The organism is Bacteroides sp. UBA939 (assembly GCF_002293435.1).
Lineage (GTDB): Bacteria > Bacteroidota > Bacteroidia > Bacteroidales > Bacteroidaceae > Bacteroides.
Genome location: NZ_DBDF01000209.1, coordinates 16,869 through 31,582, shown reverse-complemented (window position 1 = coordinate 31,582; position 14,714 = coordinate 16,869). Strand labels below are relative to the sequence as shown.

Here is a 14,714-nt window from a genome sequence, read left to right as displayed (position 1 = left end):
GATACAGGGAAAAAAGTGAGGGGTGAGAGTAGAATACGCGAAAACCCTGGGAGGGAGTTTTATGGATAAGTCCGTTTCAAACGTACGAATCAGAACTCGCTCGTGAAGTGGAACTTGATATGTTTAAAATCCGTTTGAGCCATCTGCAATACATAGCCGCTATCCGCCAGGAATACATCCCTGCCTTCACGGTCTTTCGCCATGTACTGATACTTGCGTTTCTTGAAAGCATCCAGTTCGGCAAGATTATCACTTTCAATCCAGCAAGCTTTGTAAAGGCTCAACGGTTCCCAACGGCACTTGGCGCTATATTCATTCTCCAACCGGTATTGTATAACCTCGAACTGCAACTGCCCGACCGTACCGATAATCTTCCGCCCGTTGAACTGGTTGACGAATAGCTGCGCCACACCTTCGTCCATCAACTGGTCGATACCTTTGGCGAGTTGTTTCTGCTTCATAGGGTCGGCATTCTCTATATACTTGAACATCTCCGGTGAGAAGCTGGGCAAACCGCGGAAATGAAGCATCTCTCCTTCCGTCAGCGTATCGCCTATTTTAAAAGTTCCGTTATCAGGCAAACCAATGATATCGCCTGCCCAGGCTTCATCAACGGTCGTCTTGCGCTGCGCCATAAACTGAGTAGGCGACGAGAACCGCATTGTTTTTCCATGACGCACATGCAGATACGGGGCATTGCGCGTGAACTTACCGGAACAGATCTTGCAGAACGCAATACAGGAACGGTGGTTCGGGTCGATATTCGCCGTTATCTTAAAGACAAATCCGGTGAATTTAGGTTCTTCCGGTTCTACTTCACGTTCTTCCGCCCTGACAGGACGGGGGCTTGGGGCTATTTCAACAAAGCAGTCCAGCAATTCCTGTACACCAAAGTTGTTCAAAGCCGAACCGAAGAATACGGGAGCCAGTTCTCCTTTCAGATAATCCACCTTTTCAAATTCAGGATAAACTCCGTCTATCAATTCCAACTCGCCACGCAGTTTATCTGCCAGTTGGGAACCGATCTGGTTATCCAGTTCTTTGGTATGGATGTCCACTTCTACCTTCTCCGTCACTATTTGCTTGGAAGGTTGGAAGAGGTTCAGATTCTGTTCGTAGATATTATAAACTCCTTTGAAGCGGATACCGCTTTCGATAGGCCAAGTCAACGGACGCACATGAATGGAAAGTTCTTCCTCCAATTCGTCCAGCAGGTCAAACGGGTCTTTGGCTTCGCGGTCCATCTTGTTGACGAAGATTATCACCGGAGTATTACGCATACGGCATACTTCCATCAACTTGCGCGTTTGTGTTTCCACACCTTTCGCACCGTCCACCACGATAATAACGCTATCTACAGCCGTCAGCGTACGGTACGTATCTTCGGCAAAATCCTGGTGACCGGGCGTATCGAGGATATTGATCTTGTAGTCTCTGTAATCAAATTCCATCACGGAAGTGGTTACGGAAATACCACGCTGCTTCTCTATATCCATCCAGTCGGACGTTGCCGTCTTCTTTATCTTATTGCTTTTTACGGCGCCTGCCACTTGTATCTGTCCGCCAAAAAGCAACAACTTCTCGGTCAATGAAGTCTTACCGGCATCCGGATGCGCGATAATCGCAAAAGTTCTTCTCCTCTCAATTTCGTTATTATTCGCCATATATATTAATAGGTGTAATATTATTGTTGGGTATTCAGTTTTTCAATACATACTTTCAAACTTTCTTCCCAATGGGGGATTTCAATGTTGAATGTCTTCTTTATCTTTGTCTTGTCCAACACGGAATAGTGCGGACGCGGCGCTTTTGCCGGATATTCGTCCGTATGCAGCGGACTTACCTTACACGTTGTAATACCGGCAAGGCGATGAATGGCAATTGCGAAATCATACCACGAACACACGCCTTCGTTGCTGAAATGATAAACACCGGGAACGATGCCGTTATTGATGGCTACATAAATGGCTCGTGCCAAATCATTGGCATAAGTCGGCGTACCAATCTGGTCGAAAACAACTCCTAACGAATCACGCTCATGCCCTAAACGAATCATTGTTTTCACAAAATTATTTCCGTAGGCAGAATACAACCACGCCGTACGGATTACCATCGCTTTCTCACAAAGCCGCAACACTTTTGTTTCCCCGCCCAGCTTTGTAAGACCATAAATCGAATTAGGACACGGCGTGCAATCTTCCGTGTAAGGGACATGCGCCGTTCCGTCGAAAACATAATCCGTGGAGACTTGTATCATGGCGGCGCCATTGATTTGCGCAGCGTTTGCCAGAATTCCCGGACCTTCCTGATTCAGTTCATAACTCAATTCACCGTTGTCTTCCGCCTTATCAACTGCGGTATAGGCGGCACAGTTCACTACCACCTCAATCTGATTCTCTGTAATGTACCTCCATACGGCCAGTTCGTCACAGATGTTCAATTCCTGTACGTCGGTAAAAAAATACGTATGTTGCGGATTCTCTTTAGCAAGAACTTGCATCTCGTTGCCAAGTTGCCCGTTTGCCCCGGTGATTAATACTCTCATCTTATATATAGAATTTGTTACGTACAATTAAACTTGCCCTATCATCTGCCCGCCTGTTGTCTGTCATTCATCAACCGCCACTTCTCCCCTCTTATCCTTCTCGTAATAATTGGCAAGCAAGGAAATAAAACTGCTGATGGTTTCCATCGCTTTCGCAGTCCCCGGAGTAATTTCTTTCTTCTGCAAACGCAGCAACAAAATCCCGTATAAGGCTTCGAAGCATGTTTCCAATTCGGGTTCATCCGTTTTTCCGTTCTTCCGGCGAAGTTCTACAATGAAAGGCAATGCCTTAAAATAAGCGGCGCTATAGTAAGGATACTTAGGCGATGCCAGCAATTCGACATGCAATCCGGTCAGGTCTATTATCACATTACGATTGATTTGCAAATGTCCTTTCTCCTTCACACCTTCTATACGCATCATGTCGACAAGATTGCCATACCATTCATCCAGAGCCGGACGTTCTTCTTCCGGATAGCGTGAAATGATATTCAAACGTATCTTATCCATATCGCACCCGTTGGCGCGAATCAGATCTTCTACTTGCCACATATATATAAGGTATTCCGCGATATTCCGCGCTTTTAATTGTTGGGCTGTCTTCATAACGATGTTTTTCCTCAGTACAGTGACGCACCCATCAATGTAAATATCAGCCCGAACACAGATACAATGATGACAATACTGCCGATAATACGGTTTAATATCCAAATACCGCGCAGGTTGAATTGCGTGCGGACTTTATTCACGAAAAAGGTAATACCAAACCACCATACCAACGCTCCCAACGCAATGGCAATGTATCCGGTCACCGCTTCGAAGATCAGCACCCCTTCACTGACAAACGCGAAACGGGCAAACAGACCGATAAAAAGGAAGATAATAAGCGGATTGGATAGTGTAACGGCAAATGCGGTAATGAAATTATGGAAGTAGGAACCTTTATTGGCACAAACAGGACGAATGGAATGAACAGGATTACTACGAAACGTATAAATACCAAAAGCCAATAGCATAATACTTCCGAGTAACTGCAAATAAAAAATATTTTTATTGACGTAGTCGAACACAAAACTCATTCCGTAGCCCGTCAACAATGCATAAGCTATATCACTCAACGAGGCTCCCAGCCCCGTTATAAAACCGTACCAACGTCCTTTATTCAATGTACGCTGAATACACAATACGCCTACAGGTCCCAGTGGTGCCGATACAACTACCCCAATAATGAACCCTTTCCATAATATATCAAATATGGTCTTCAATTCAATCATGGCTGCAAATATCGTACTTTTTTATGAGACAAGCCAATAGTGTTAACGTTTTTTCAACAGAGAAGCATCAGGAAGGGTAAGAATGGCTATTATTGCGGATAAGGATTTATTGCATGAAGGATTTTTGTTTCCTTTTACTTCTCTCCCCCAACGATTTTATGTATCTTTGCGCCACGAAGAAAATATTGGCATTTCCCGTAAATACGCTCCTGCTTTTTCAGAAGTGCCCCAAAATATAAATCACAAATCATAAATAGTAAGTATGATTCTCTTTTTCAGAACCTTATCCAAAAGCGTGATAGCCGTAGAATGCGACCACGCACTCCCCTTGGCAGACATTGATAAACTCTGCTGGCTTTTCGAAGAAGCCAACCCCGAAAGTGAAGACAAACTGAAAGGACATTTCGTCGGTCCGCGTCGCGAAATGATTACTCCCTGGAGTACAAATGCCGTAGAAATCACCCAGAATATGGGATTAAACGGAATCGTCCGTATCGAGGAATATCTTCCCGTAAAAGATGAAAACGCCGACTACGACCCCATGCTGCAACGCATGTACAAAGGTTTGAACCAGGAAATCTTCACTATCAACCGTAAGCCGGAACCGATTGTACACATCGAAGATTTAGAGGCTTACAACGAAAAAGAAGGCTTGGCGCTCTCCAAAGAGGAAATGGACTATCTTAAAGAAGTAGAGAAAGACCTCGGACGTAAGTTGACCGACTCCGAAGTATTCGGTTTCGCCCAGATTAACTCCGAACATTGCCGCCACAAAATCTTCGGCGGAACATTCGTCATCGACGGTGTAGAGCAGGAATCTTCCCTCTTCCAGATGATTAAGAAGACCACACAGGAAAACCCCAACAAGATTATTTCAGCTTATAAAGATAATGTAGCCTTTGCCGAAGGTCCGGTTGTTGAGCAATTCGCTCCCGCCGACCATTCTACATCCGACTATTTCCAGGTGAAAGACATCAAGAGCGTTATCTCCCTGAAAGCTGAAACTCACAATTTTCCAACAACCGTAGAACCCTTCAACGGCGCATCCACCGGTACAGGCGGTGAAATCCGCGACCGTATGGGTGGCGGCAAAGGTTCATGGCCCATTGCCGGAACTGCCGTTTACATGACTTCGTATCCTCGCACGGACGAAGGACGTCCCTGGGAAGAAATACTGCCTGTACGCAAATGGCTGTACCAGACTCCGGAACAAATATTAATCAAGGCATCCAACGGCGCCAGCGATTTCGGCAATAAGTTCGGCCAACCGCTGATTTGCGGTTCCGTGCTGACCTTTGAACATAAAGAAAACGACGAAGTTTATGGTTACGACAAAGTAATCATGCTTGCCGGCGGTGTAGGTTACGGTACGAAACGCGATTGCCTGAAAGGTACGCCCGAAGCCGGAAACAAGGTAGTTGTTATCGGTGGTGATAACTATCGCATCGGTTTGGGCGGCGGCTCGGTATCTTCCGTAGATACCGGACGTTACAGTAGCGGTATTGAGTTGAATGCCGTGCAACGCGCCAATGCAGAAATGCAGAAGCGCGCCTACAATGTGGTACGCGCCCTTTGCGAAGAAGAAACCAATCCGGTGGTTTCTATCCACGACCACGGTTCGGCAGGACACGTAAACTGCTTGTCGGAACTGGTGGAAGAGTGTGGCGGCCTGATTGATATGAGCAAGTTGCCTATTGGCGACAAAACTTTGTCCGCCAAAGAAATCATCGCCAACGAAAGTCAGGAACGCATGGGCTTGCTGATTCAGGAAGAAGCCATTGAATATGTACGCAAAGTAGCCGAGCGCGAACGCGCCCCAATGTATGTAGTAGGTGAAACTACCGGCGACCACCGCTTCGTCTTCCAACAAGCCGACGGCGTACGCCCGTTCGATCTTGCCGTAGAACAAATGTTCGGTTCGTCTCCCAAAACATATATGGTGGATAAAACCGTAGAACGTCATTACGAAATGCCGGAATATGAACAGTCCAAGCTACATGAATACCTGACAAACGTATTACAACTGGAAGCCGTAGCCTGCAAGGATTGGTTAACGAACAAGGTAGACCGTTCGGTAACAGGTAAAATAGCCCGGCAGCAATGTCAGGGTGAACTGCAATTACCGCTGAGCGACTGCGGCGTGGTAGCCCTTGACTATCGTGGCGAAAAAGGTATCGCTACTTCACTGGGGCATGCTCCGCAAGCTGCACTTGCTGATCCGGCCGCCGGTTCGGTACTTTCCGTAAGTGAAGCATTGACTAACCTGGTTTGGGCTCCGCTTGCCGAAGGTCTTGACAGTGTATCCCTCTCTGCCAACTGGATGTGGCCTTGTCGCTCACAGGAAGGTGAAGATGCGCGTCTCTATACTGCCGTAAAAGCATTAAGTGACTTCTGCTGCTCCCTGCAAATCAATGTGCCGACCGGAAAAGACTCTCTGTCCATGACACAGAAATACCCCGATGGTAGCAAGGTAATTGCTCCGGGAACCGTTATTGTTTCAGCAGGCGGCGAAGTTTCCGACGTGAAGAAAGTAGTTTCTCCGGTACTCGTAAATAATGAGAAAACAACTTTATATCATATTGATTTCAGCTTCGACACGTTGAAATTAGGTGGTTCCGCCTTCGCACAGTCATTGGGCAAGGTAGGCGACGAAGTACCCAGCGTACAGAATGCCGAATATTTCCGCGATGCTTTCCTTGCCGTACAGGAATTGGTAAACAAAGAACTAATCCTTGCAGGTCACGACATTTCCGCCGGTGGTCTTATCACGACTTTACTGGAGATGTGTTTCTCTAACGTAGAAGGCGGTATGGAAATCAGCCTCGACAAAATGAAGGAGAATGACCTCGTCAAGATACTGTTTGCCGAAAATCCGGGTATCGTTATCCAAGTGAGCGACAAGCATAAAAATGAAGTAAAAGGAATACTCGAAGAAGCCGGCGTAGGTTACATAAAGATTGGCAAGCCGACCGATGAACGCCATATCCTGGTATCAAAAGACGATGCCACTTATCAATTCGGTATCGACTATATGCGGGACGTATGGTATTCCACTTCTTACTTGCTCGACCGCAAGCAATCTATGAACGGTTGCGCCAAGAAGCGCTTCGAGAATTACAAGATGCAGCCGTTGGAATTTGCTTTCGTACCGGGCTTCAAAGGCAAATATTCACAATACGATATCAATCCGGACCGCCGCACATCAACAGGTATCCGTGCAGCTATCATCCGCGAAAAAGGTACAAATGGCGACCGGGAAATGGCCTACGCTCTCTATCTGGCAGGTTTCGACGTGAAAGATGTAACCATGACCGACCTTATCAGCGGACGCGAGACACTGGAAGACGTAAATATGATTGTTTACTGCGGTGGTTTCTCTAACTCCGACGTACTGGGGTCTGCCAAAGGATGGGCGGGAGCTTTCCTCTTCAACCCCAAAGCGAAAGAAGCGCTCGATAAATATTACGCCCGTAAAGACACGCTTTCACTTGGCGTCTGCAATGGTTGCCAGTTAATGATGGAACTGAACCTTATATCCCCTGAGCATAAGAAAAAAGGCAAGATGTTGCACAACGAATCCCATAAATTTGAATCCAGATACCTGGGGCTTACCATTCCGACCAATCGCAGTGTCATGTTCGGATCTCTGAGCGGAAGCAAACTCGGTATTTGGATGGCTCATGGCGAAGGAAAGTTCTCTTTGCCTTACGACGAAAACAAATATAATGTGGTTGCTAAATATAGCTACGATGAGTACCCCGCCAACCCGAACGGTTCGGATTATTCCATTGCCGGACTGGTAAATGCCGACGGACGCCATCTGGCAATAATGCCTCACTTGGAACGCTCTATCTTCCCTTGGCAAAATGGTTATTATCCTGCTGACCGTCAGCATAATGACCAGATCACTCCGTGGATAGAAGCCTTTGTCAATGCCCGAAAATGGGTGGAAGAAAAAACAAAGTGATTTTAGCCATATCATTTAAATGAAATAGAGAGGTGCAGTTGATAATATACTGCACCTTTTTTATATAAAATCCTTAAAAAATATAACATTATTCTGCCATTAAGCTTGCATTTATCAAAAGAAATACATATTTTTGCAACAATATCACAATAGCCCCTATAACAAACAGTGATAATTATCATGAGAAAAAGTGCCCTAACCTTTTTGTTCTTATATGTTTCTTCTTTCTGCATTGCCCAAACATACAAATACATTGGCGTGGAAGATGGTTTGAGCAGTCGGCGAGTGTATGCCATTCAAAAGGGACCCAAAGGTTACATGTGGTTTCTTACTCATAACGGCATTGACCGATATGACGGAAAAGAGTTCCGGCAATATCAACTCATTGACGAAGAAATGATTAATCCGATGCAAAATTTGAATTGGCTTTGTGTCGGTAAGGATAACACTCTTTGGCAAATGGATTGGAGAGGAAAGATATTTCGTTATGACGTCAAGCACGACCAATTCAAAGTAGTATATAGAATTCCGGATGAGGTGGCAAAAGAAAGCCTGTCTCCGGTGAGTTATGGTTTTATCGACAGTAACAACGTAGCGTGGTTATGCAATAACAAAGTAATATACCTTTATAATGTTGATACTGAAAAAGTAACTGTTATCAAAAATAAACTCGGTGAAAATATCACCGACATCGAACAGATTGACTCTCAACGCTATTTTATTGCAACGGATGCCGGTACACACCATGCCGAATTAAAAGATACCATCCTCAATATCCTGCCTTGTAAGCAACTTGATTTATTAAAAATGCAAGTAAGCGAGTTGTTTCTTCATAAAGCATCACACAAGCTCTTCATAGGTACATTTCAGCGAGGGGTATTTCTCCATGATTTAAGCAATCACCAAACCATCAAACTTGATACTACTTTGGTAGACGTCAGCATCAACCGCATCCAAGCTTTCAATGACAAAGAAATATTGATTGCTACGGACGGTGCCGGTGTGTACAAAATGAACGTGGAATCTTACGAATGCCAACCGTATATTGTTGCCGATCATAATAAGAATAACGCAATGAACGGTAACAGTGTCAATGATATATATGTGGATGGCGAACGTATCTGGCTGGCTAATAATCCACTCGGCATTACTGTCCGCAACAACCGATATACCAATTACAAATGGATCAAGCATTCCATCGGTCATAAACAATCACTTATTAATGATCAGGTAAACGCTATTATTGAAGATAATGAAGGTGATTTATGGTTTGCCACCAATAATGGCATCAGTCTTTATCTTTCAAAAACAGACCGATGGCACTCATTCCTCAGCGAAGACGATCTTACAAATAAAATAAGAAATCAGATTTTTGTTTCTTTGTGTGAAGTTGCACCAGGCATAATATGGTCAGGTGGATACAGTTCCGGAATTTACCAGATTGACAAGAAGACCCTCACAGCAAGTTTCCTTTCTCCTTCTTTGTTTGTCGGTTCGGCTTTCCGGCCTGACAAATATATACGCTCCATTGTGAAAGACTCCGACGGCACAATATGGTCAGGCGGTTATTATAACTTAAAGCAAATAGACTACCACCGCAGAATAATACGTGTGGAACATGGTTTGCGCGGTATCACAAATATCATTGAGAAAGATAAAAAGTACATGTGGATAGGTACCGCCACCGGTCTGTATTTATTGGAAAAGAAGACCGGAAAATCTCAATATATTCCATTACCTACTTATTCTTTCTATATAAATTCACTCTATCAGAATAAAAACGGTTTGTTATATATAGGAACCAGCAATTCCGGATTGCTCATTTATGATCATGAAAAGAAAACATTCGAACATTATCATAAGGACAACAGTTCTCTCATTTCGAATAACATATATGCTATTCTTTCCGACAGGGATGAAAAAATGGTATTTGGCACGGAAAACGGTATGAGTTACTTTTACACAGATGAAAAGGAATTCCATAACTGGACGAAAGATCAAGGATTAATGACCGAACACTTTAACTCCGAATCGGGTACACTTCGTAAAAACGGGAATTTCATCCTTGGCAGCGCTAACGGAGCCGTAGAGTTTGATAAGAACCTGGAAATTCCCCATGACTATGATTTCAGAATGGTATTCCGTGATTTACGGGTATCCTACCAAACTGTTTATCCGGGAGACCAAGGTTCCCCATTAGAGGTGGATCTTGACGATACTAAAACCCTCAAATTAGAGTACAATCAAAATACATTCTCTTTACGGGTAGCCTCTATCAACTATGATTATCCCTCTTTGTTTCTGTATTCATGGAAGTTGGACGGATTCTATGAAGCATGGAGCCAGCCTGAAGAAAATTGCCAGATCCGTCTTTCTCATCTGAATTCCGGAAAATACACCTTACGCGTACGTGCAATTTCCAGTGAAGACAATCATGTTGTCCTTGAAGAGCGCAGCATGGACATTATAATAGACCGGCCTTTTTGGCTCAGTATATGGGCAATGTTGTTATATGCAGCCATTGTTGTTGCCATCGCCATTATATTTTTACGCTTCATTATCCTGCGTAAGCAGCGTAAGATTTCAAACGAGAAGATACGTTTCTTTATCAATACGGCACATGATATCCGTACTCCGCTGACACTGATAAAAGCTCCTTTGGAAGAGCTTAGCGAGAAAGAGTCCTTAAGTCCAAACGGACACGCCAATATGAAAACTGCCATACGAAACGTGAATGCGTTATTGCGTCTGACTACCAACCTCATTAACTTTGAGCGTGCAGACACATACTCCAGCGCCTTGTATGTATCCGAATATGAATTAAGTACTTACATGGAGGAGATGGTAAATACTTTCCGGTCTTATGCCGAGGTGAAACATGTCAGTTTGACTTACGAAAGTAATTTCCGTTACATGAATGTCTGGCTCGACAAAGAAAAGATGGATTCTATTTTGAAGAATCTGATTTCGAACGCCTTGAAATATACTCCTGAAGGAGGTAACGTATATATCTATGCCTGTGTAAGTGAAAATACATGGAGCGTGGAAATAAAGGATACGGGTATAGGAATTCCGGCTTCCGAACAAAAGAAACTATTCAAAATTCATTTCCGGGGCAGCAATGCCATCAATTCCAAAGTTACAGGTAGCGGAATCGGTTTGTTGCTTGTAGGAAAACTCATTCGTTTGCACAAAGGGAAAATCAACTTCAGCAGTATTGAGGGTAAGGGTTCCTGCGCCAAGATTACATTCCCAAAAGAGAAAAGATATTATCACAAAGCTATTCATAGCCCGAAATTGGGACTCGAAAAGATTATCTATAAGGAATCAGGAGTACCGCAAACTATATCCTCAACATCTGTTTATGATGCAACCAAGCAAAATCTTTCGGATAATAACCGGCCCAGACTTATGATTGTGGAAGATAATGACGAATTGAGAGAATACTTGCGCAATACACTGTCCGACAGTTATACTGTACAAGTTTGCAATGACGGTAAGCAAGCGCTCGAAATAGTTAAGGAGTACATGCCAAATATGATTATTTCAGACATTATGATGCCCGAAATGCAAGGTGATGAACTATGCCATATTCTGAAAAACGACATCGACACGTCGCACATCCCTATCATACTGCTTACTGCGCTGAATAATGACCGGAATATTATCGAAGGACTGAGAACAGGGGCAGATGAATATATTGTAAAACCGTTCAACATTGGTATCTTGCGCGCAACAATTGCTAACATCCTTACCAACCGTACTATACTGCGCCGTAAATATGCCAATCTGGAGTTGAATGAGAATGAAGACGACAGTAGTACTACAAGCTGCGTCAATTGTTCGACAGACATTGACTGGAAGTTTATCTCTAACATCAAGAAGAATGTGGAAGATAATATAGATAATCCGGCTTTCAATGTCGACCAGCTTTGTGCAATAATGAACATGAGCCGTACCAGCTTCTATAATAAAATCAAAGCGCTGACCGACCAGGCTCCGGCAGACTATATCCGCCTCATCCGTTTGAAACGTGCCGCACAATTATTGAAAGAACAACAACACAGCGTTACGGAAATTGCAGATATGACCGGATTCAGTGATGCGAAATACTTCCGTGAGGTATTCAAAAAACATTTTAATGTAAGCCCCAGTCAATATGCGAAACAAAAGAATGAAGATGATAAAGTAGAAGGACAGTAGAGTAAGCGATTATATAATTAAGGTGATAATATGAATATTTACTATGAATTTTTACTTGGAAGCATTTTCACTATTTTGTAAAATAGGAGTTTTCACTATTGGAGGTGGCTATGCTATGGTACCTCTGATAGAACAGGAAGTAGTAGATAAACGAAAATGGATAGCGAAAGATGATTTTATCGACCTGCTTGCCATATCACAATCAACTCCAGGTGTTTTAGCCGTCAATATATCCATTTTCATCGGATATAAGTTAAGAGGACTTCGTGGAAGTATTATTACCACTTCAGGTACCGTACTGCCTTCATTCATTATCATCCTTGCTATCGCATTGTTCTTTCATAACTTCAAAGATAACGCCATAGTAGAACGTATATTCAAGGGGATTCGCCCGGCAGTGGTTGCCTTGATTGCTGTCCCCACATTCAATATGGCGAAATCAGCCAAGATAAACCGCTACAATATATGGATACCCGTAGTCTCAGCTTTGCTTATCTGGTTATTGGATTTCTCACCTGTCTGGGTAATTATTATTGCCGGAGTGGGAGGATGGTTGTACGGACGGCTATGCCGTCCGAAAGTTGAGAGTTGAAAGTTAAGTTTGCTCATAATTTAAAATTCATAATTCATAATTCATGCCCTCCCTCATGCTTTATCTTCAGTTGTTCTATACATTCTTCAAGATCGGTCTTTTTGGATTTGGTGGCGGATACGCCATGCTTTCTATGATACAAGGTGAAGTAGTTACCCGCTACGGATGGCTCACGCCGAAAGAGTTTACGGATATTGTGGCTATCAGCCAGATGACGCCCGGACCTATTGGAATCAATTCGGCAACTTATGTTGGTTTCACAAGTACGGGAAGTGTGTGGGGATCGGTAATCGCAACTTTTGCAGTAATGCTTCCTTCTTTTATATTAATGCTGGCTATCAGTAAGTTCTTCCTGAAATATCAAAAACATCCTGTAGTAGAAGCTGTATTCAGTGGGCTTCGCCCGGCGGTAGTCGGCTTGCTTGCCTCGGCGGCGTTGACATTGATGAATACGGAAAACTTCAGTTCACCCAACGAAGACATGTACTCGTTCATTATCAGTTGCAGTATTTTTCTGATAGCTTTCATCGGGACAAGGAAATATAAAATCAATCCGATTGCGATGATTGTGGCGTGCGGAATAGCAGGATTAATACTGTACTAAGTCTTCAGCTAAAATTATATATGTACAAAGAATACTCGCCCTGCAACCTGCTCTCCCCCTATATCGACAAGTATTGGGAGTTCAAAGGCAATCCCGAATACGGAATGCGCATCAACATACTGCCCGACGGCTGCACAGACTTCATCTTCACCCTTGGAGAAGCAACCCAGGCAGTGGACAGCACCTTAAGACTGCAACCTTACCGTGCCTATTTCATCGGTCCGATGCATACCTATTCGGAACTGGTGGCATATACGGAAACGGTTCACATGCTGGGCGTACGCTTCCTGCCTTGCGGATTATCCCGTTTCATCCGGCTTCCTCTGCACGAGCTTACCAACCTGAGAATCGGCGCCGACGAAGTTACAGGCTTTTTCGATGCTTCATTTGCAGAAAGATTGTGCGAAGAAAGTTGTTTCAGAGACAGAATCAAGATTATAGAGGAACTCTTCATCAAGTCCTTATACAAGCAAGACATGTCCGCAGATCCGCAGATTGCATTTGCCGTAGAACAGATTAACCGCCATCAAGGCAAATTGTCCGTACAGTCGCTGATGAATGATATCTGTTTGTGCCAGCGGCAATTCGAACGCAGATTCAAAATGGATACCGGATATACTCCCAAGATATACAGTAGAATTATGAAGTTCAAGAATGCCGTCGACTTGCTGAGAAACAATGCTTGCGACAATTTGCTGTCGACCGCCATCCACGCAGGATATTATGATGTGCCTCATCTTTCAAGGGAGATAAAAAGCTTGTCAGGAAGTACTCCCTACTCCTTCATCAGTCGTCCCACATCAGCAGAAGAAGCTACACTGACCTATGTAGAAGCATAAATGTCGTTTTTGTACAATGGAATAATCCCTTCGGTGGCTTATATTTGTAGCATTCAATCACAGAAAATATAATGAAAAGGAAGATGATATACATCATTATTGCAGCAATAATAGTTATTGCTATTTTGGGTATTTATGCCTATTCCGGTGGTTTCAGCACCATCAAAGTGAGAACCGAAGTTGCAGGCGGAGAGGTCATTGTGTACAAAGAGGTAAAGGGAAGCTATAAGCAAACACCCGATATTACGAACGAAGTATATTACTATTTGCTCAATGAACTTGAAATTGAAACTTATAAAGGGATTGGCATCTTCTATGATAATCCCAAAGAAGTGGAAGAAACTCAGCTCAGGTCAGAATCCGGCTGTATCATTGAAGCCGGGGACGTTGAACGGTTGAATCCCGATAAGTGCAAATATAGGATACAAACGCTCCCTACGGATACTGTCGTCACCGCGGAACTTCCGTTTAAAGGAAAATTCTCCATCATTGTGGGGTTTATGAAGGTGTATCCGGCAATCGAGAAGTATGCACGGGCACACAATATGGGCGATGGACCTATTGTAGAGATATACGACGTAGCTAATAAGAAGATAATCTACCGGAAATTGGTGAAACTAAAAGAGTAGATTCTTTGTTGCAGTGTAGAAGTTAAGGGGATTATCACTTTGTCACTTTGTATTTTAAGTT

Annotated in this window: 10 protein-coding genes; 6 read left to right on the top strand and 4 right to left on the bottom strand. The window is 43.7% G+C overall.

Annotated features, from left to right (window positions below; genetic code table 11):
• Positions 1-89: 89 nt before the first annotated feature.
• From B2Z67_RS13835 to B2Z67_RS13820, 4 genes are all read right to left on the bottom strand, one after another.
• Positions 90-1,664, bottom strand: a complete 1,575-nt coding sequence (locus B2Z67_RS13835) for a peptide chain release factor 3 (protein WP_291530424.1) — start codon at positions 1,662-1,664, stop codon at positions 90-92.
• A 20-nt stretch (positions 1,665-1,684) separates the two neighbouring features.
• A complete protein-coding gene (gene rfbD, locus B2Z67_RS13830) occupies positions 1,685-2,545 on the bottom strand; it encodes a dTDP-4-dehydrorhamnose reductase (protein ID WP_291530423.1) in 861 nt (286 codons plus the stop codon).
• 63 nt (positions 2,546-2,608) lie between these two features.
• The gene (locus tag B2Z67_RS13825) at positions 2,609-3,151 is read right to left on the bottom strand and encodes a DUF4924 family protein (protein WP_291530422.1); all 543 of its coding nucleotides are present in this window, start codon (positions 3,149-3,151) and stop codon (positions 2,609-2,611) included.
• A 14-nt stretch (positions 3,152-3,165) separates the two neighbouring features.
• Complete coding sequence (locus tag B2Z67_RS13820; protein ID WP_291530421.1) at positions 3,166-3,819, bottom strand: LysE family translocator; 654 nt, start codon at positions 3,817-3,819, stop codon at positions 3,166-3,168.
• Positions 3,820-4,081: 262 nt separating this feature from the next.
• Between B2Z67_RS13820 and purL the strand changes: the two genes are divergently transcribed.
• From purL to B2Z67_RS13790, 6 genes are all read left to right on the top strand, one after another.
• Positions 4,082-7,786 carry a phosphoribosylformylglycinamidine synthase gene (gene purL, locus B2Z67_RS13815; protein WP_291530420.1) on the top strand — a complete coding sequence of 1,235 codons (3,705 nt, stop codon included), beginning with the start codon at positions 4,082-4,084 and terminating at the stop codon, positions 7,784-7,786.
• Between the two features lie 180 nt (positions 7,787-7,966).
• Positions 7,967-11,989, top strand: a complete 4,023-nt coding sequence (locus B2Z67_RS13810; RefSeq protein ID WP_291530419.1) for a hybrid sensor histidine kinase/response regulator transcription factor — start codon at positions 7,967-7,969, stop codon at positions 11,987-11,989.
• Between the two features lie 43 nt (positions 11,990-12,032).
• On the top strand, positions 12,033-12,581 hold the full coding sequence (locus B2Z67_RS13805; RefSeq protein WP_291530418.1) for a chromate transporter: 549 nt from the start codon (positions 12,033-12,035) through the stop codon (positions 12,579-12,581).
• A gap of 55 nt (positions 12,582-12,636) precedes the next feature.
• On the top strand, positions 12,637-13,185 hold the full coding sequence (locus tag B2Z67_RS13800) for a chromate transporter (protein WP_291530431.1): 549 nt from the start codon (positions 12,637-12,639) through the stop codon (positions 13,183-13,185).
• 20 nt (positions 13,186-13,205) lie between these two features.
• Positions 13,206-14,024 carry a helix-turn-helix domain-containing protein gene (locus B2Z67_RS13795; protein ID WP_291530417.1) on the top strand — a complete coding sequence of 273 codons (819 nt, stop codon included), beginning with the start codon at positions 13,206-13,208 and terminating at the stop codon, positions 14,022-14,024.
• Positions 14,025-14,095: 71 nt separating this feature from the next.
• On the top strand, positions 14,096-14,653 hold the full coding sequence (locus tag B2Z67_RS13790) for a GyrI-like domain-containing protein (RefSeq protein WP_291530416.1): 558 nt from the start codon (positions 14,096-14,098) through the stop codon (positions 14,651-14,653).
• The last annotated feature ends 61 nt before the right edge of the window (positions 14,654-14,714 follow it).

Bases quoted from the DNA above. Each gene is read 5' to 3' on its own strand.
- B2Z67_RS13835 (WP_291530424.1), bottom strand. From the start codon at position 1,664: ATGGCGAATAATAACGAAATTGAGAGGAGAAGAACTTTTGCGATTATC.
- rfbD (WP_291530423.1), bottom strand. From the start codon at position 2,545: ATGAGAGTATTAATCACCGGGGCAAACGGGCAACTTGGCAACGAGATG.
- B2Z67_RS13805 (WP_291530418.1), top strand. From the start codon at position 12,033: ATGAATTTTTACTTGGAAGCATTTTCACTATTTTGTAAAATAGGAGTT.
- B2Z67_RS13810 (WP_291530419.1), top strand. From the start codon at position 7,967: ATGAGAAAAAGTGCCCTAACCTTTTTGTTCTTATATGTTTCTTCTTTC.
- B2Z67_RS13795 (WP_291530417.1), top strand. From the start codon at position 13,206: ATGTACAAAGAATACTCGCCCTGCAACCTGCTCTCCCCCTATATCGAC.
- B2Z67_RS13820 (WP_291530421.1), bottom strand. From the start codon at position 3,819: ATGATTGAATTGAAGACCATATTTGATATATTATGGAAAGGGTTCATT.
- B2Z67_RS13800 (WP_291530431.1), top strand. From the start codon at position 12,637: ATGCTTTATCTTCAGTTGTTCTATACATTCTTCAAGATCGGTCTTTTT.
- B2Z67_RS13790 (WP_291530416.1), top strand. From the start codon at position 14,096: ATGAAAAGGAAGATGATATACATCATTATTGCAGCAATAATAGTTATT.
- B2Z67_RS13825 (WP_291530422.1), bottom strand. From the start codon at position 3,151: ATGAAGACAGCCCAACAATTAAAAGCGCGGAATATCGCGGAATACCTT.
- purL (WP_291530420.1), top strand. From the start codon at position 4,082: ATGATTCTCTTTTTCAGAACCTTATCCAAAAGCGTGATAGCCGTAGAA.